We start from the raw sequence: 16,882 nt of genomic DNA on the forward strand, positions 1-16,882 counted from the left end.
GTAGGAGCCAGGCTTGCCGGCGAAGGCGATCTTACGGACGCCTTCGCCGGCAAGCCTGGCTCCTACAGGGGAATGGGGTTGGTTATTCGCGCTGGAGCATTACCGGCAACTGCGCCACCAGTTTCTGGTTATTCAACGGTGCACGAATGAACCCGCGCTGCGTCCCGTCCGGCCCGATCACCGCCAGGTTGCCGCTGTGATCAACCGTGTAATTAGGCTTGCTGGTGTCTGCCGGAATAAACGGAATACTCACCGCATTGGCCAGTTTCTGCAGGTCTTCGACCGAGGACGCAGTCAGCCCGATGAACTGCGGATCGAAGTAGCCCAGGTACTGCTTGAGTTGCTTGGGCGTATCGCGGTTCGGGTCGACGCTGACCAGAACGATCTGCAACTTGTCCACCGCATCGGCCGGCAGTTCGCTTTTGATTTGCCGCAGCTGGGCGAGGGTGGTCGGGCAGATGTCCGGGCAGAAGGTGTAGCCGAAGAACAGCAAGCTCCACTTGCCTTTCAGCTCGTTGACCGCCACTGGCTTACCGTCCTGATCGGTCATCTTCACGCCCGGCAGGTTGCGGCTTTGAGGCAACAGGATGATCCCCGCATCGATCAGTGCCGTCGGGTCGCCCTGGTTTTTTCCGGTCAGTACTTTATTGATGGTCAGGCCCAGGATCAGCGCGATCAAGGCGACGAGAATGAAGACGGTTTTCTGGGTTCGAGTCATAGGTTCAACAGTAAGTAGTGGTCTACGAGCAGCGCGATAAACAGCAGGAACAAGTAGTAAATAGAGTACTTGAACGTGTTGATCGCCGCGTGCGGCCGAGTGCCACGGTACAGCACCACGGCCCATTGCAGAAACCTCGCACCCAAGACGAGGGCACAGATCAGGTAGAGCACGCCGCTCATGTGGATCACGTAGGGCATCAGGCTGACGGCCAGTAGCGCAAAGGTATAAAGCAGGATGTGGACTTTGGTGTAGTGCTCGCCATGGGTCACCGGCAGCATCGGGATGTCTGCCTTGGCGTATTCCTCTTTGCGATGAATCGCCAGTGCCCAGAAGTGCGGCGGGGTCCAGGCGAAGATGATCAGCACCAGCAGCAACGGTTCGGCGCTGACATGACCGGTGGCGGCGGTCCAGCCGAGCAGCGGCGGGGCCGCACCAGCGAGGCCGCCGATGACGATGTTCTGCGGCGTCGCGCGTTTCAGGAAACCGGTGTAAACCACCGCATAACCGAGCAAGGACGCGAGGGTCAGCCATGCCGTCAACGGGTTGGTGAAGGCCAGCAGCAGAGCTTGGCCGAGCACCGCCAGCACCAGAGCGAAAGTCAGCGCAGCGGTTGGAGAAACCCGACCTTCGGCCAAGGGCCGTTTGTGAGTTCGGGCCATGACCGCGTCGATGCGCCGGTCCACCACATGGTTGACCGCCGCCGCACCGCCGGCACACAAGGCGATCCCCAGATTGCCGAACACCAGCACCGTCCATGGCACCCCGGCGCGGGTCGCGAGGAACATGCCGACCAGCGAGGTGATGAGCATCAGCACCACCACTTTCGGCTTGGTCAGCTCCAGGTAATCGCGCCAGATTGCCTGACTGTGACGTTCGCCGATCAGAATCGCCATGGCATCTCTCCTTTTATTGTTATGGGCCCGGCTGAATGTTTACGCGGGCTGAAGCGCCAGCGTGTCGGCTGCTTAACCCGAACCAGGCTGGTTCGCGCGTGATAATTGACCAGCACCATCGTTAGCAGCAGCGCTGCGCCACCAGCGTTGTGGGCGACGGCCACGGGCAGCGGCAAGTGAAACACCACGTTGCTGATGCCCAAGGTGATTTGTGTGGCAAGGGCGATCAGCACCATGGCGGCCAGGCGCGTCATGCCGACGACCTTCAATTGCCAGGCCAGACCGAGCAGAACGAGGGTGACCAGTAACGCGCCGATGCGGTGAGTCAGGTGAATCGCGGTGCGGGCATCGCTGTCCAGTTGCCCGCCGAGGTAATTGGGGCCGATGTGCTGGGTCAGATGAAAGCCGTTGGCGAAATCCGCCGGTGGCAGCCATTGCCCGTGGCAGGTCGGAAAGTCGATGCAGGCCACCGCCGCGTAATTGGAGCTGACCCAGCCACCAAGGGCAATTTGCAGGATCACCAGCAGCAACCCGGCGGTCGCCCAGTGCTGCAAACGCCGTGGCACGGTCAGCGCCGGCAACACGCCAGACAGGCGCAAGGTCAGCAGAAATAACAGACTCAACGTCGCAAAGCCGCCGAGCAAATGCCCGGTGACCACTTGCGGCCAGAGCTTGAGCGTCACCGTCCACATGCCGAACGCCGCTTGGGCGAACACTACCGCGAGCACAAACAACGGTAATTTCACTGGCTGCCCCGGGTGATGACGATGGGTCCAGGCGCGGCCCGCCAGCACCGCGATCAGCAGCCCCAATGTGCCGGCGAAGTAGCGATGGAGCATCTCGTTCCAGCCTTTGTTGGCTTCTACCGGCGCGTCGGGAAAATGCAATTCGGCATGGGCCAGTTGGGCTTCGCTGTTCGGCACGCTGATAAAGCCGTAGCAGCCGGGCCAATCCGGACAGCCGAGGCCAGCGTGGGTCAGGCGCGTGTAGGCGCCGAGCAACACCACAATCAGTGCCAGCAAGGTGGCAAACAGCGCGAGGCGAAATCCAGGTTTGGCCATGACGATGCCCTTATCCGATGTTCGACAGTTTCAGCAAATGGCGCAGGTCGTTGAGCAGGTCCTTGCCCTTCACCGTCGGGTCGTAGCGCAGCACCAGGTTGCCGTGAGGGTCGATGATCCACAGGTGCGGCGTGTCATTGCTCCGAGCTCCTTTGATGTAGGTCGGCGGGTCCAGTGAATAACGTTGCAGCTGCGGATATTCACGTTGAAGTTTAGTCTCGTAATCGCTGTTCAGCGGCTGTGCGATGGCCAGCGCATGGCTGGCGCGGGAGGCCTCGCGACCGAGGCCGATCTGGATCTGACGCGCCAGATACACCAACTGCTGGCAGTCCACCGAACAGTCCTTGGGCGCTGTCACCAGCAACTGCCAGCGGTCTTCTTGCGCCTGTACGCCGATGTCGGCGCGGGTCTGGCCGTTGCCAATCAGTTCGCCGTGATAACTGCGGCCCTCCGGCACCCAAAACTGCAATTTGTACATGCCGGTGGCGAGGATCATCGGACCCACCACTCCCAACAGGATCAGTAACAACTGCAAGCGCCCGCGCCGCCGATTTACCGGCGTTTTCGCCTCAGACATGCCGGGTGGATTCATGGCCGCTCCCATTATTTTTCTCCTTTGCGTTGTGCCAACCGAGATAGAGGTAAAGGCCGAGCAGGGCGATCGACAGGGCAAACCACTGCACGGCATAAGCCAAGTGTTTTTCCGGCCCCATGGCCACCACTGGCCAATCGGCCTGGTAGGTCGCAGGACCGCTTTGCGCGCGTAATTCGTAGGCATAACCGTCACGGTCAAGCGCTGCCCAGAGCCTGGCCGGTTCAATGGCGGTGACCAGTTGTGGCCAGGTCGTGGCATCTGGGTCGGCGTGCAACTGGAACGTTGCGCCGGGGGAGACGTAGACCCAGGCGTCGAGGCTCAATGCTTGAGTCGGTGTGGTGAATGACGGTGGTGTGCGCCGATCCGGCCACGGCAGCCAGCCGCGATTGATCAGCAGCCAGAGCCCGGTCGCCTGATCCTGAAACGGTTGCAGCAGCTCGACCCCGACCTTGCCGTCACGCTGACGGTTGTCCAGCAGCAGGCTGTGTTCGGCATCGAACTGGCCGTGCAGGCGAACCCGGCGGAAGGCCGGATCTTCGGTGTGTTGCAGTTCAGTGCTGGCCATCGGTTCGGCCGCCCGGCGTTCGGCGTAGCTTTGCAGTAGCGCACTTTTCTCCGCGCCCCGGCTCAACTGCCAGAAACCGAGTGACACCAGCAAAGGCAGCAGCATCGCGACCACCAGGGTCGGCACGAGGCCCGGCCGGAAGCGTTTCATGGCGTCGCCAGAAAGTCGGTAATCGCGATAGCTATACTCAAATGCATCGCCTGTCCCCCGGAGTGTCACCATGCTCAAAGCAGCCATCGTCCTGATGCTGATTGCCACGGTCGTCAGCCTGTTCAGCGGCCTGTTTTTTCTGGTCAAGGACGACAGCCACTCGAATCGCCTGGTCATCGCCTTGAGTGTTCGTGTTGCACTGGCCGCCACCACTGTCGGCTTGATCGCCTGGGGTTTTTTCAGCGGCCAGTTGGTGTCTCACGTGCCTTGGTAGCGCGCGCAAAGCGCGCAGCTTCAAGCTTCAAGCTTGCGGCTTGAAGCTGCTCTCTAAAGCACATAGACGAAAACGAACAGACCGATCCACACCACGTCCACGAAGTGCCAGTACCAGCTCGCCGCCTCGAAGCCGAATTGATGGTCGGCATCGAAGTGCCCGCGCATGACCCGCATCAGCATCACGAACAGAATGATGGTGCCCATGGTCACGTGGGCGCCGTGGAAGCCGGTGAGCATGAAGAACGTTGCACCGTAGATGCCGGAGCCCAGAGTCAGGCCCAGTTCGTGATAGGCGTGCAGGTATTCTTCGGCCTGGAAACCGAGGAACGCGCAACCGAGCAACACCGTCAGTACCAGCCAGATTTTCAGTGCGCCACGGTGGCCTTTTTTCAAGGCATGGTGAGCAATGGTCACGGTGACACTGGAACTCACCAGCAGCACGGTATTGAGCAGCGGCAGGCCCCAGGGGCTGATGACTTCCTTGGGTGGAGGAAAGAGTTTCGGGTCCGGGTTGTTCAGCAGCGGCCAGGTGAATTCAAACGTTGGCCACAGCATGTGAGTGATGCCTTTGGTGCCTTCACCGCCCAGTGCCGGGCCCGTGATGTTGCGCACGTAAAACAGCGCACCGAAAAAGGCGATGAAGAACATCACCTCCGAGAAAATGAACCAGCTCATGCCCCAGCGAAACGAGCGGTCCATCTGTGCGCTGTACAACCCTTGGCGACTTTCCTTGATCACCGTACCGAACCAGCCGAACAGCATGTAGGCCAGCAGCAGGCTGCCGACGAAAAAGATCAATGGGCCATGGGATTCCGGACGCGCAGCCTTCAGGTCGTTGAACCAGGTGCCCAGGCCGAACACGGTGATCAGCATCCCGAACGTGGCGATAATCGGCCATTTGCTCTGGGCTGGAACGTAATAATGTTCATGAGTTGCCATTTATTGTTCTCCTTATCGGGCACGCTTTAACGCCTAGCCGCCGGTGCTTGCTGCAACAGCCACGGGCGGATGACGTGCGGTGATATCGAACAGCGTGTAGGACAGCGTCAGGTGCTTCACTTCCTTGGGCATGTCGCGGTCAACGATGAACCGTACCGGCATCTCGATTCGCTGACCGGGCTGCAGCACTTGCTGGGTAAAGCAGAAACATTCGGTCTTGTGGAAGTACGCGGCTGCGTTGCTGGGCGCGATGCTCGGTACCGCCTGAGCGCTCATCGGGCGATCAGTCGGGTTGTGGGCGATAAAAATCATCTCGTTCACTGCCCCCGGGTGAGCGGTCAGCTCATCACTCTTGGGATAGAAATCCCAGGCCATGTCGGCGGCGTTGGTCGACAGAAACTGCACACGCACCTGCCGCGAGGCGTCGACCGTTTGCTCGCCTTCATACTGCCCGGAGGTTTTGCCATTGATGCCGAACGCCTGGCACATCACGTCGTAGATCGGCACCAGGGCAAAGCCGAAGACAAACATCGCCACCACCACCAGCAACAGGCGGGTGACTAGTTTCTTCATCGAAATCGAATCAGCCACGGTGCAAGCCCTCCACATTGAGCTCTGTGGGAGGCTTGCTCGCGAAGAACGATGATGCGGTCCGTCTACCAGACCGCGGCGCCTGCTTCGCGAGCAAGCCCGCTCCCACAAAGGCTAGTGCGTTCATTTCACTTCCGGCGGCGTGGTAAAGGTGTGATACGGCGCCGGCGACGGAATGCTCCATTCCAGGCCTTCGGCGCCATCCCATGGCTTGGCCGGTGCCGGCTCGCCGCCACGAATGGTCTTGATCACGATGAACAGGAAGAAGATCTGCGTGGCCCCAAACATGAACGCACCGATCGACGACACCATGTTGAAGTCGGCGAACTGCAGGCTGTAGTCCGGAATCCGCCGCGGCATGCCCGCCAGGCCCACGAAGTGCATCGGGAAGAACGCCAGGTTCATGCCGATGAACGAGAGCCAGAAGTGCAGCTTGCCGAGGGTTTCGTCGTACATGTGGCCAGTCCATTTCGGCATCCAGTAGTAGGCCGAGGCGAAGATCCCGAAGATCGCCCCCGGCACTAGCACATAGTGGAAGTGCGCGACCACGAAGTAGGTGTCCTGGTACTGGAAGTCCGCCGGGGCAATGGCCAGCATCAACCCGGAGAACCCGCCAATGGAGAACAGAATGACGAACGCCACGGCGAACAGCATCGGCGTCTCGAAGGTCAGCGAGCCTTGCCACATGGTGCTGGCCCAGTTGAACACCTTGACTCCGGTGGGCACCGCGATCAACAGCGTGGCGTACATGAAGAACAATTCGCCCACCAGCGGAATGCCGACCACGAACATGTGGTGCGCCCAGACGATGAACGACAGGAACGCAATACTCGCCGTGGCGTAGACCATCGAGGTGTAGCCAAATAATGGTTTGCGCGCAAAGGCCGGAATGATCGAGCTGACGGCACCGAAGGCCGGCAGGATCATGATGTACACCTCGGGATGACCGAAGAACCAGAACACATGCTGGAACAACACCGGGTCTCCGCCACCGGCGGCACTGAAGAAACTGGTACCGAAGTGGATGTCCATCAGCATCATGGTCACGCAGCCGGCCAGCACGGGCATTACTGCGATCAGCAGGAACGCGGTGATCAGCCAGGTCCAGACAAACAATGGCATTTTCATCAACGTCATGCCGGGGGCGCGCAGATTGAGGATGGTCGCGATCACGTTGATCGCCCCCATGATCGAACTGATCCCCATCAAGTGGATGGCGAAGATGAAGAACGTCACGCTTTCCGGCGCGTAGGTCGTCGACAAGGGTGCATAAAAGGTCCAGCCGAAGTTCGGCCCGCCGCCGGGGGTGAACAGGGTCGATACCAACAGCAGGAACGCTGCCGGCAACAGCCAGAAGCTGAAGTTGTTCATCCGCGGCAGCGCCATGTCCGGCGCGCCGATCATCAACGGGATCATCCAGTTGGCGAGGCCGACGAAGGCCGGCATCACCGCACCGAACACCATCACCAGGCCGTGCATGGTGGTCATCTGGTTGAAGAATTCCGGCTGGACGATTTGCAGTCCCGGCTGGAACAGTTCGGCGCGGATCACCATGGCGAACGAGCCGCCCAGCAGGAACATGGAAAACGCAAACCACAAGTACAGCGTGCCGATATCCTTGTGGTTGGTGGTCAGCACCCAGCGCATCAGGCCTTTGGCGGGGCCGTGGGCGTGGGCGGTGCCGGTATGAACATGGTCATCGACTACAGCAGTCATGTCCTGTCTCCTGCAAACGGATGGGCTGGGCGGGCCGGGGCGTCATGCCCCGAGCGGTTCCTTACGTACGCAATAAACCGGGTCATTTGCTTTCCGCCTGTTTCAGCTCCAGCACTTCTTTAGGGGTGACCATGTCGCCTTTGTTGTTGCCCCAGGCGTTACGTTCGTAAGTCACAACGGCTGCGATATCGACTTCCGACAGTTGTTTGCCGAACGCCGCCATGGAGGTGCCGGGTTTGCCGTGGAAGACGATGTTCAGGTGATCCTTGATAGGTCCGGTGGCGATTTTCGAGCCCTTGAGTGCCGGGAACATCGGCGGCAGACCCTGACCTTCGGCCTGGTGACAGGCCACGCAAGCGGTGTGATAGACCTTGTCGCCACGCTCCTTGAGCTCATCGAGGGTCCATTCCTTGCTGGTCAGCTCTTTGAGTTGCGCAGCTTCCGCCTTGCGCTCGCCCAGCCAGGTTTCGTAATCGACCTTTTCCTTGACCTCGACCACGATCGGCATGAAGCCATGGTCCTTGCCGCACAGCTCGGCGCACTGGCCACGGTAGATGCCGGGCTTTTCGACCCGGGTCCAGGATTCATTGACGAAGCCTGGAATCGCATCGCGCTTGACCGCGAAGGCCGGCACCCACCAGGAGTGGATGACGTCGGCGGAAGTCACCAGAAAGCGCACCTTGGCACCGATCGGCAGCACCAGCGGCTTGTCGACCTCCAACAGGTAATGCTCGCCCTTGGTTTCCTTGTTGTGGATCTGATCGGCGGGGGTGGTCAGGTTGCTGAAGAATTCGACGTCCTGACCCAGGTATTTGTAGTGCCACTTCCACTGATAACCGGTGACCTGGATATCGATATCCGGCTCAGTGTTGTCGTACATCTGGATCAGCGTGGCGGTTGCGGGAACCGCCATGGCCACCAGGATAAGCAGGGGCACGACGGTCCATAGAACTTCAACGGTCGTGTTTTCGTGAAATTTGGCGGCCACCTGCCCGGTCGAGCGGCGGTGGACCATCATCGACCAGAACATGACGCCGAAGACGATGACGCCAATCACCACACAGATCCAGAAAATGATCATGTGCAGATCGAATACTGCGTGACTGATTTCAGTCGCTCCAGGCGCCATATTCACAGTCCAGGCCGCTTGCGCCTGACTGAAAATCGACCACAACAGGAGGCCCATCCAGACATGTGGATGTCGCATCATTGCGGGTTCCCCTTATAGTTCTTTTTATCCCGCCGGCTTTCACCTGCGGCAAGGGAGCGGCTTTTTCAGACTACGAACTTGAATCGCCGAGCCTTGCTGCATATGCAGTCGGGCGTCATCAGCTAACTCCATTCAGAACCGAGTATAGACAGCGACTGCCACCTCGCAATGCGATGGCGTAAATCGACTGAAACAGGTTGGCCTTGCGTTCCGGGTCACGAATGGCGAAGGATGCAGACGAGTGGTGGCAAATCGATATAACGTAGACGTCTCAAGGATGAAATAATTATGACAAATACGTCTTAGGCTTTTTCATAAGCCAGCTACGTTATGTCTTCCCCTATTTCATTGCCTTCGTTTCCTGGAGTTTTCATGAACACCGCCGCATTGCGCGAGCAGATCCAAAAAGCCCAACAACATGAGGCCGAGACCGGCCTGTTGACTCGTCAGTTGGAAACCCAACTGCCGCACCTTCACTCCGCCATCCAATTGCCGGATGTCGATGCCAATGGCGTAATGACGCGTTTTGTGGCCGCGTATATAGAACAAGTGCCGGACCTGCTGGATGCAGCCAATGAAGTCGCCAGGGAAGCGGGCATTGAATCGCAGATCAAGCCGGTATTGAAAATCGCCGAGCAGTTCTTCCTCCAGCCACCGGCGATCATGGCCGGTCATATCGGTCTGGACGGCCTGCTGGACGAAGCTTATCTGGCGCATCGGTTGGTCGAAGAGGTCAACGATCTGTACATCAAGCATTTTGGCCAGCCATTGATCCCCTTGGACATGACGGTTGCCAACCTGATTGCCCACCAACTGATCGGCGAAGAATTTGCCAATCAACTGGATGAGGCGGTGCATCACGCTGTGGACGAGATGCTTAACGATGAAAGTTTCGCGCTGGAATCGGTAGAGGCCTACCGCGAGAAACTCAACAGCCCGGACACCGGCGCCGCGTGGAAACGCTGGCCGTGCCTGTCGCGCCAATTGGGCGTGGGCCTTGAGCTGGATCAGCCAGCAGCATAAGTGCCTATACATCCCCTGTAGGAGCGAGGCTTGCCCGCGAAGCTTTTGGCGTACTCGAGGACGCCTTCGCGGGCAAGCCTCGCTCCTACAGGAGGACTTGCTTCAACCCGCCGTTTAGCCAACGCCAGCGGTAGTACGTAACCGTCCTTCAAGCCTGCGCTTCAACCCTCGCGCTTCAATCAGCAGCTTCGAACCCTTGGCCGCATTGGCCCGACCCCACTCCTCCAGCAACTCGAGACACGAGTGATCGATGTAGCTCAGGTTATTGAGTGGCACATGCACCGTTGTGCCTGCGGGAATGCTCCCCAGCACTTGGGTCAGCGCCGGTACCTTGAGGAAGGTCGCCGCCCCCACGAGTCGCAGCTCCATCTCGCCGTTCGCCGGCAGATCGATCAGGCTGATTTTCAGGCGCGAAGCCTTCCAGGCCAGTTTGGCCAGTGTCAGGCCGAAGCCGATCAGCACGCCGGTCAGCAGGTCGGTGAAGATGATTGCCAATGCGGTCGCCGCGTAGGTGAACATCGGCATCCGGCCGTAACGACCCAGACCGCGAAAGGCCTTGAGGTCCACCAGTTTGAAACCGGTGTAAACCAGGACGCCTGCCAGACTTGCCACCGGAATGCTTTGCAGCACACTCGATAGCAGCAGCACGAAAGCCAGCAACCACAGACCATGAAACACCGTCGACAGTCGGGTGGTGGCGCCGGCCTGGACGTTGGCCGAACTGCGCACGATCACCCCGGTCATTGGCAGCGCGCCGAGCAGACCACACAGCATGTTGCCCACACCTTGCGCCGATAATTCGCGGTCGAAGTCAGAGCGCTGGCCATTGTGCATGCGATCCACGGCAGCGGCCGAAAGCAGAGTTTCGGCGCTGGCGATAAAGGCCACGGCGAAGGCCGCGATCAGCAAGGCCGGGTCTGCCAGGTTGAGCAGGTCCGCCGGGCGCAGCCAATCGATGGCTTCCGCGAGATTGGCCGGGACTTCCACACGTTTGACCTGCAATGCGAGCACCAGGCTGGCAATCGTTGCCAGACCGACCCCCAGTAATGCTCCAGGAACGAAACGTAGGGAGTGCGGACGGAATTTTTCCCACAGCCACATCACGGCGATGGTCGACAACCCGAGCAAACCCGCTTGCCAGCCAAACGACGGCAAAGCCTGAATCACTGCAGCGGGGAAGGCCGCCAGGTTATCCAGCCCCGACGGCTTGGGCACGGCATCAAGCATCACATGCACCTGTGACAGCACGATCAGTACCCCAATCCCGGCGAGCATGCCGTACACCACTGCCGGCGCCGTGACCCGAAACCAGCAACCCAGTTTCAAACGCCCGGCCACCAGTTGCAGAAAACCCGCCAGCAACAGGATCGGCCCGAGCATGGCAATACCATGCTGGCGCACCAGTTCGAACACCAATACCGCCAGGCCCGCCGCCGGCCCGCTGACTTGCAGCGGCGACCCGGCAAGCCAGCCGACCACCAGACCACCGATGATGCCGGTGATCAGGCCTTTGGCCGGTGGTAGCCCCGAGGCGATGGCGATACCCATGCACAACGGCAGGGCGACCAGAAACACAACCACCGAAGCCAGCAGCTCCCGTGGCAGAACAGCTTTTAATTGAGCAGCACGCATGGTGACTCTCCCGAAGTTTTCTTCAGGCATGGCAAAGCCAGGCTGCCAGATCAGCAGCCTCGGCTAAACCATACGGAGGATTTAGAAGCGCGCTTTGGGCGTCGCCACCGGAATCGGATGACTGCCATCGAGCGGCAGGAAACACCCCTGATCCGCGTCGTAAGCATTGATTTCGCTGGTTTCGATGTTGTAAACCCAGCCATGGATAAACAACTGACCGTTGGCCATGCGTGAGGCCACCGACGGATGCGTGCGCAAATGCTGTAACTGAGCGATCACATTCTCTTCAGTGAGGATGTGCATGCTTTCGTTTTCATCAGTGCAATTGCAGTTGTCCTGGACCATGGTTTTTGCCACTTCGGCATGCCGCAACCAGGCCTTGACCGTCGGCATCTTTTCCAGGCTCTGCGGGTTGAGTACCGCGCGCATCGCGCCGCAGTCGGAGTGTCCGCAGATGATGATGTGCTGCACGCCGAGAGCCAGCACTGCGTATTCGATGGCCGTGGAAACACCGCCGTTCATTTGCCCATAGGGCGGCACGACATTGCCGACGTTACGGGTGACGAACAAGTCGCCGGGGGCGCTTTGGGTAATCAGTTCGGGAACGATGCGCGAATCGGCGCACGCGATGAACATCGCCCGAGGCCGCTGGGCCGTGGCGAGTTTTTTGAAGAGTTCTTCCTGCTGCGGAAAGATCTCGTGATGAAAGTGCAAAAAGCCGTCAACGATATGCTTCAGCGCTGCATCGGCGGTTTCCGCCTCGGGTTGGGCTGAAGCCGACGCAGCCAACGGCTGTTTATCCTTGTCACTCATAATTCATCCTCTTTGGCGGAGTCAGGGAATTTTCCCGTTTTGTCCGATATGAAGCCAGTGGCTGTTTAAAAAACATCCAGGTCGAAGAGCCAGACCCATCAGTCACTCGATGAACAAGGTAGCTGTTGAAACTTAACTCAAACTGAATAAAACGCTCTAGAACGAGTGTTCCAGGTCACCAAAAACGTGACCAGCCTAAATGCGGAGTATCGTTTTCTACTCAACCATAGGGCTAATTGTCCTTAAATCAACGACATTTGGCGACCCGGCGGACAGAAGGCTTCGCAATCCAGATTGAAACCTTCCCGACGATTGAGCCCCAGGCGCTTGATGGTTTTGGCGAAGCGTTGCGCCAACAGGTCGGCAAACGGCCCTTCACCGCGCATTCTGGCACCGAACCGGCTGTCGTAGAGCTCACCACCACGGCTTTGGCGGATCAGGCTCAATACATGAGCTGCACGCTGAGGATAGTGGGCGGCCAGCCACTCTTCGAACAGCGGCGCCACTTCCAGCGGCAGGCGCAACATTATGTAGGCCGCGCTTTGCGCGCCGGCCGCATGGGCTTCGGTCAGCAGGCTTTCGAGTTCGCTGTCGTTGATCATGGGAATCATCGGGGAGCACAAAACGCCCACCGGAATCCCGGCTTCGCGCATCACCCGGATCGCTCGCAGCCGTGCCTTGGGTGCCGCGGCGCGCGGTTCGAGGATGCGTTTGAGTTCGTCATCCAGCGTGGTCAGGCTGATCATCACCGCCACCAGCCTTTGCTCGGCGAGTTCGGCCAGCAAGTCCAGATCGCGAAGAATCAGCGAGCCCTTGGTGATAATGGTCACCGGGTGGCGGTAACGCAGCAGCACTTCGAGAGTCTTGCGGGTGATTCTGTGTTCACGCTCGATTGGCTGATAAGGGTCGGTGTTGGAGCCCAGGTTGATCGGCGCGCATTGATAGCCGCGCTTTGACAGTTGCTCCTCCAGCACGTCGGCGGCGTTGGTCTTGGCGATCAGTTTGGTTTCGAAATCCAGCCCCGGTGACAGGTCCCAATAGGCGTGACTGGGCCGTGCGTAGCAATAAATGCAGCCATGCTCGCAGCCGCGATAGGGATTGATTGAGCGATCGAAGGGCAGGTCCGGCGAGTTGTTGCGGGTGATGATGGTTTTCGCGGTCTCGATGCGCACCTCGGTGCCTTGGGTGATCGGCGCTTCCTGATACCAGCCGTCATCCTCGGCCACCGAGCGGCTTGGCGCGAAACGGTTGTGCGGGTTGGTGGCGGTGCCGCGGCCGCGGGGTGGCAGAAGAGTAGCCATCGACAGGATCCTTTAGCTGTATTTTTATACAGTATACGTGGCTGACTGATTCGGCCAGCACCGTTCAGCGGTCGAGTGAAATTCCAGTGCTGTATGGGTGTACACCCTGTCAAATTTGACAGTAGACGGTGTTCTGCTAGCGGCTTAGATTCTGGCGTGCACGCAACATTATTCCGGTGTGTCGGGGTCTTCAGATAAATATTGGAAGGGGAAGCTTTATGAAAACTCGAGTGCTGTTGGAGTTTGAGGAAATGCAAGGGGATACCAGTCCGGAAGTATTTTTCTATCACTTTGACGAAAAGGCGAGCGGTCTGGACGACTTTTATTATCTGGTTTATGCGTCTTCCTCCGATAAAAACGGCCGATATGACATTGCTTCCGTAACTGAGGACAGCGATGGCGACGGCGACATCGATAAACATGACAAGAAACTTTATTTGCAGTTGGCCGATGTGTTTGCTCAATTCAAGGGGTTCCAGGCCAAGCGATAAAAAACGCATTTATAAAGCGGCACGGAAGTTTTCAATGCCGCTTTTGTTTTCGCGCCGAAAAAAGCCTTGGTCATTCGATTCACGATTCTTTAACAACGGACTCACAGGCCTTTGACTGCTTGGGGCTGAAGCTGTGCGTCATCTGTCCTGTTTCCGGCCAACTGAGCATGTCCCTACCACGCTTTTTCCTCGCGATGCTCTTTTTGTCGCTAGCCGCATTTTCCAACCTGACGCTGGCCCATGGTGACGACGAGGCTTTACCTCGTCCTACGGAGTGGGCTCAACCGGTAGAAGCAAAGTACAACCTCTTTCAAATGTCCCCGACCCTCTACCGAAGTGCATTGCCCGATCGTACAGCGAGGCCGTTACTGGAAAAACTCAAGGTCGCAACCGTCATCAACTTCCTGCCTGAGTCAGATTCAACCTGGTTGGCTACGCCCGATATCGCACAGGTACAGCTGCCTTATCGCACCAATCACGTGGATGATGCGGACGTGCTTAAAGTCCTTTGCACAATTCAGACCGCCGAGACCAAAGGCCCTGTACTTATGCACTGCAAACACGGTTCTGACCGCACCGGCCTGATGGCTGCGATGTACCGAGTGGTCGTGCAGGGCTGGAGCAAGGACGATGCCTTGAATGAAATGACCCAAGGCGGCTTTGGTGACAGCACGCATTTCAAGGAGGGTGTGCGTTACATGATGCAGGCCGATGTCGACAAACTTCGTACGGCGCTGGCCAATGGTGATTGCAGCACGAGTCCATTTGCCAGTTGCTCGATGAAGAGCTGGTTCAACTCGGCCCACATCGAATAACCGTTACCTCAGCTACCCATTGCTGCCGGGAAAAGATCCTCGGCAAGCGGCCGGTCCAGAAACGCCTCTAGAGATGACAAAAGAGAGCGCGAACCCCCAGGTGAAAAAACGGCTTCGCGAAAAGCTTTACCTGTCTGGATGTTGAAAACCCAATCGCGCTCAAAGCGTTTGAAGGTTTCGGTGGCCAGCACATCTGACCAGTTGTAGGCGTAAACCGACGCACCATAGCCGGTCACCATGTAATCGAAACTGTTTGCGAGTCGGCTATAGGCAGACAGTTTCAGGTGAGGAATTTCCCGCTGTACGTCTTCGAATACTTGCTCAACGCTACGGCCATCATCTTGAGAACAGTGCAATTGGAAATCGAACAAGCCAGCCATCAGCAATCTGGCTGTCTGCCAGCTGTTATGGGTTTGAATCGATGTCAGTACTTTATCGACTTGATCCTGAGTCAAGCGTTCACCCGTCCGATAATGAGCTGCCAGCCACCGCAGAAACTCTCGTGAATAGCACCAGTGTTCGAATAATTGCCCGGTAAACTCCGCCGTGTCGCGTCCCAGCTGGGAGATGCCTGAGAGGGTGTAATGCGGTGAGCGAGTCAGAATGTGGTGCAGGCTGTGACCAAATTCATGGAAAAGTACCCGCAGCTCCAGATGATTCAGCAAACAAGGCTGATCAGCCAAAACCTCAGCGAAGTTGGCGTGAATAACGGCAATCGGCAAAGTCAGTCGGCCTTCGGCGTCCATCCGCCGGTTGCGTGGTGTTGCGGTCCATGGGTAGTCAGGGGCTTCCTTGCGATGGAACGGGTCGAGGTAAATGTGCCCGATTACCTGCCCGTGCTCACTGACTTCAAACAGACGAACGTTGTCATGCCAGAGACTGAAGACCGTCTGCTCAACGATCCGGACCCCGAACATGCGCTCGCTGAACAGGCAGATTCTGCGCAGGGTTCCGTCCAGGGAAAAATAATCACGCAGGCTTTTGAGGGGCGTATCGAGGGATTGCTGACGCAGCTTTTCGGCGAGAAACTCGTGGTCCCAAGGCTGTACCTCAGCGATGCCCTGGCCGGCGGCGAACGCCTTGAGCGCTAGCGCATCCTTCTCGAAGCCCGGTGTTTTCAGGGCCACTTGCCGACGCAAGAATCCGAGGACCTGTGCGGTTGAATCCGCCATCCGGTTCTCCAGTTTCAGTTGCGCAAAGTTTTCATACCCTAGCAGTAGGGCTTTGCGATGACGCTGAGCCAATAGCGATTCCAGCACCGGACCATTATCGAATCGCCCGGCGTGCGGGCCCCGATCGGAGGCTCGCGTGCTGAAGGCAATAAAATACTCTTCACGCAGGGGGCGATTTTCGGCATAGGCCATGAGTTGGTTGTAGGTGTCCTGATCCAGGGTTATCAGCCAACCCTCATGTCCTGCCTGCCGTGCATTGAGTGCCAGACGATCTTTGGTCGCCAGGGGTAAACCCCTGAGTTGGGCAACGTCATCGATGCGCTTGCTCCAGGCCGCGCTGGCATTCTCCAGATGCGTTAGAAACTGGCTCTCGAGCGCGCTGATGTCGCGATTCAGGCGAGCAAGTTGCTGCTGTTGATCCTGGGGCAATTCGATTCCCGAGAAGCGGAACCTGCGCAGAATCTTGTGCAGCACCGCTTTGCGAGACTCATCGTAATTCGCGGCGGCCGGGCTTTGCGCTAGATGCCGATAAGCCTGGAACAGCGCCTGATTGCTCAACTTTTCGGTTTTGTACTGCGCGGCTGCAACGTGACACGTACCGCTTGTGATTTCCCAGGTGTTGCCGCTGTGCTTCACCGTATCGAGAGTGGCGATGATGCCCATGGCTTCATCCAGGCGAGCATCGGCTTCATCGACCGCCAGCACCAGGTCGTCCCAGGTCGGAAATGCCGATTGACTGGCAATGATGTCGGAAATGGCCTGACGGTTGTCGCTGATGATTTTTTCGATGGCCGGCACCAGATGCTCGGCGCGAACGGCCGAATAGGGCGGCAGATCCCAGCGCTGCAGAAGTGGATTGATATCGGGCATGGCGTCTTCCTTGAATAGAGGCTGAATGTGGTCAGCCTAAAAAGGAAG

17 protein-coding genes are annotated in these 16,882 nt (G+C 58.3%); 4 read left to right on the forward strand and 13 right to left on the reverse strand.

Going from position 1 to position 16,882, the window contains the following annotated elements; translation table 11 throughout:
- Window positions 1-82: 82 nt before the first annotated feature.
- The 5 genes from NHU87_RS26975 to NHU87_RS26995 are packed head-to-tail and all read right to left on the reverse strand — an operon-like array spanning window position 83 to window position 3,985.
- Entirely contained in the window at window positions 83-718 is a 636-nt protein-coding gene (locus tag NHU87_RS26975; RefSeq protein ID WP_253554231.1) for an SCO family protein, read from the reverse strand.
- Window positions 715-1,614, reverse strand: coding sequence for a heme o synthase (gene cyoE, locus NHU87_RS26980; protein ID WP_253554234.1), 900 nt, complete (start codon window positions 1,612-1,614; stop codon window positions 715-717). The genes NHU87_RS26975 and cyoE overlap by 4 nt, the downstream gene beginning before the upstream one ends.
- Window positions 1,602-2,675, reverse strand: coding sequence for a COX15/CtaA family protein (locus NHU87_RS26985; RefSeq protein ID WP_253554236.1), 1,074 nt, complete (start codon window positions 2,673-2,675; stop codon window positions 1,602-1,604). The genes cyoE and NHU87_RS26985 overlap by 13 nt, the downstream gene beginning before the upstream one ends.
- 10 nt (window positions 2,676-2,685) lie before the next feature.
- On the reverse strand, window positions 2,686-3,279 hold the full coding sequence (locus NHU87_RS26990; RefSeq protein WP_253554247.1) for a hypothetical protein: 594 nt from the start codon (window positions 3,277-3,279) through the stop codon (window positions 2,686-2,688).
- Window positions 3,245-3,985, reverse strand: coding sequence for an SURF1 family protein (locus NHU87_RS26995; protein WP_253554250.1), 741 nt, complete (start codon window positions 3,983-3,985; stop codon window positions 3,245-3,247). The genes NHU87_RS26990 and NHU87_RS26995 overlap by 35 nt, the downstream gene beginning before the upstream one ends.
- Window positions 3,986-4,055: 70 nt before the next feature.
- Here NHU87_RS26995 and NHU87_RS27000 point away from each other — a divergent pair, with 70 nt between their 5' ends.
- Window positions 4,056-4,259: a twin transmembrane helix small protein gene (locus tag NHU87_RS27000; protein WP_030129650.1), complete on the forward strand. Its 204-nt coding sequence runs from the start codon at window positions 4,056-4,058 to the stop codon at window positions 4,257-4,259.
- Between the two features lie 53 nt (window positions 4,260-4,312).
- On the opposite strand, the gene NHU87_RS27005 is transcribed toward NHU87_RS27000, so the two are convergent.
- The 4 genes from NHU87_RS27005 to coxB form a co-directional block, all read right to left on the reverse strand.
- Window positions 4,313-5,200 (reverse strand): cytochrome c oxidase subunit 3, encoded by an 888-nt coding sequence (locus NHU87_RS27005; protein ID WP_253554253.1) that lies wholly within the window; start codon window positions 5,198-5,200, stop codon window positions 4,313-4,315.
- Between the two features lie 33 nt (window positions 5,201-5,233).
- Complete coding sequence (locus NHU87_RS27010) at window positions 5,234-5,791, reverse strand: cytochrome c oxidase assembly protein (protein ID WP_253554256.1); 558 nt, start codon at window positions 5,789-5,791, stop codon at window positions 5,234-5,236.
- A 123-nt stretch (window positions 5,792-5,914) separates the two neighbouring features.
- Complete coding sequence (ctaD, locus tag NHU87_RS27015) at window positions 5,915-7,507, reverse strand: cytochrome c oxidase subunit I (protein WP_253554259.1); 1,593 nt, start codon at window positions 7,505-7,507, stop codon at window positions 5,915-5,917.
- Window positions 7,508-7,589: 82 nt separating this feature from the next.
- Window positions 7,590-8,717: a cytochrome c oxidase subunit II gene (gene coxB / locus NHU87_RS27020; protein ID WP_253554262.1), complete on the reverse strand. Its 1,128-nt coding sequence runs from the start codon at window positions 8,715-8,717 to the stop codon at window positions 7,590-7,592.
- A 372-nt stretch (window positions 8,718-9,089) separates the two neighbouring features.
- Here coxB and NHU87_RS27025 point away from each other — a divergent pair, with 372 nt between their 5' ends.
- Window positions 9,090-9,740: a hypothetical protein gene (locus NHU87_RS27025; protein ID WP_048397324.1), complete on the forward strand. Its 651-nt coding sequence runs from the start codon at window positions 9,090-9,092 to the stop codon at window positions 9,738-9,740.
- 114 nt (window positions 9,741-9,854) lie between these two features.
- Here the strand turns inward: NHU87_RS27025 and NHU87_RS27030 are convergent, their stop codons facing one another.
- The 3 genes from NHU87_RS27030 to NHU87_RS27040 all read right to left on the reverse strand — a co-directional run bounded on the left by NHU87_RS27030 (window position 9,855) and on the right by NHU87_RS27040 (window position 13,486).
- Window positions 9,855-11,372 carry a SulP family inorganic anion transporter gene (locus NHU87_RS27030; protein ID WP_253554264.1) on the reverse strand — a complete coding sequence of 506 codons (1,518 nt, stop codon included), beginning with the start codon at window positions 11,370-11,372 and terminating at the stop codon, window positions 9,855-9,857.
- 81 nt (window positions 11,373-11,453) lie between these two features.
- Window positions 11,454-12,185: a carbonic anhydrase gene (locus NHU87_RS27035; protein ID WP_253554266.1), complete on the reverse strand. Its 732-nt coding sequence runs from the start codon at window positions 12,183-12,185 to the stop codon at window positions 11,454-11,456.
- A gap of 242 nt (window positions 12,186-12,427) precedes the next feature.
- Window positions 12,428-13,486 (reverse strand): PA0069 family radical SAM protein, encoded by a 1,059-nt coding sequence (locus NHU87_RS27040; protein WP_253554276.1) that lies wholly within the window; start codon window positions 13,484-13,486, stop codon window positions 12,428-12,430.
- A gap of 218 nt (window positions 13,487-13,704) precedes the next feature.
- Here NHU87_RS27040 and NHU87_RS27045 point away from each other — a divergent pair, with 218 nt between their 5' ends.
- Together NHU87_RS27045 and NHU87_RS27050 are read left to right on the forward strand one after the other, a co-directional pair.
- Complete coding sequence (locus NHU87_RS27045; RefSeq protein WP_253554279.1) at window positions 13,705-13,977, forward strand: hypothetical protein; 273 nt, start codon at window positions 13,705-13,707, stop codon at window positions 13,975-13,977.
- A 167-nt stretch (window positions 13,978-14,144) separates the two neighbouring features.
- A complete protein-coding gene (locus tag NHU87_RS27050) occupies window positions 14,145-14,792 on the forward strand; it encodes a phosphatase domain-containing protein (protein WP_253554282.1) in 648 nt (215 codons plus the stop codon).
- Window positions 14,793-14,800: 8 nt separating this feature from the next.
- Here the strand turns inward: NHU87_RS27050 and NHU87_RS27055 are convergent, their stop codons facing one another.
- Window positions 14,801-16,834, reverse strand: a complete 2,034-nt coding sequence (locus tag NHU87_RS27055; RefSeq protein ID WP_253554284.1) for a M3 family metallopeptidase — start codon at window positions 16,832-16,834, stop codon at window positions 14,801-14,803.
- Window positions 16,835-16,882 lie beyond the last annotated feature (48 nt).

Source organism: Pseudomonas mandelii, from assembly GCF_024138395.1.
Classification (GTDB): Bacteria; Pseudomonadota; Gammaproteobacteria; order Pseudomonadales; family Pseudomonadaceae; genus Aquipseudomonas; species Aquipseudomonas mandelii_E.

Coding starts and splice junctions, on each gene's coding strand:
- NHU87_RS26975 (WP_253554231.1), bottom strand. CDS start 718: ATGACTCGAACCCAGAAAACCGTCTTCATTCTCGTCGCCTTGATCGCG.
- cyoE (WP_253554234.1), bottom strand. CDS start 1,614: ATGGCGATTCTGATCGGCGAACGTCACAGTCAGGCAATCTGGCGCGAT.
- NHU87_RS26985 (WP_253554236.1), bottom strand. CDS start 2,675: ATGGCCAAACCTGGATTTCGCCTCGCGCTGTTTGCCACCTTGCTGGCA.
- NHU87_RS26990 (WP_253554247.1), bottom strand. CDS start 3,279: ATGGGAGCGGCCATGAATCCACCCGGCATGTCTGAGGCGAAAACGCCG.
- NHU87_RS26995 (WP_253554250.1), bottom strand. CDS start 3,985: ATGAAACGCTTCCGGCCGGGCCTCGTGCCGACCCTGGTGGTCGCGATG.
- NHU87_RS27000 (WP_030129650.1), top strand. CDS start 4,056: ATGCTCAAAGCAGCCATCGTCCTGATGCTGATTGCCACGGTCGTCAGC.
- NHU87_RS27005 (WP_253554253.1), bottom strand. CDS start 5,200: ATGGCAACTCATGAACATTATTACGTTCCAGCCCAGAGCAAATGGCCG.
- ctaD (WP_253554259.1), bottom strand. CDS start 7,507: ATGACTGCTGTAGTCGATGACCATGTTCATACCGGCACCGCCCACGCC.
- coxB (WP_253554262.1), bottom strand. CDS start 8,717: ATGATGCGACATCCACATGTCTGGATGGGCCTCCTGTTGTGGTCGATT.
- NHU87_RS27025 (WP_048397324.1), top strand. CDS start 9,090: ATGAACACCGCCGCATTGCGCGAGCAGATCCAAAAAGCCCAACAACAT.
- NHU87_RS27030 (WP_253554264.1), bottom strand. CDS start 11,372: ATGCGTGCTGCTCAATTAAAAGCTGTTCTGCCACGGGAGCTGCTGGCT.
- NHU87_RS27035 (WP_253554266.1), bottom strand. CDS start 12,185: ATGAGTGACAAGGATAAACAGCCGTTGGCTGCGTCGGCTTCAGCCCAA.
- NHU87_RS27040 (WP_253554276.1), bottom strand. CDS start 13,486: ATGGCTACTCTTCTGCCACCCCGCGGCCGCGGCACCGCCACCAACCCG.
- NHU87_RS27045 (WP_253554279.1), top strand. CDS start 13,705: ATGAAAACTCGAGTGCTGTTGGAGTTTGAGGAAATGCAAGGGGATACC.
- NHU87_RS27050 (WP_253554282.1), top strand. CDS start 14,145: ATGTCCCTACCACGCTTTTTCCTCGCGATGCTCTTTTTGTCGCTAGCC.
- NHU87_RS27055 (WP_253554284.1), bottom strand. CDS start 16,834: ATGCCCGATATCAATCCACTTCTGCAGCGCTGGGATCTGCCGCCCTAT.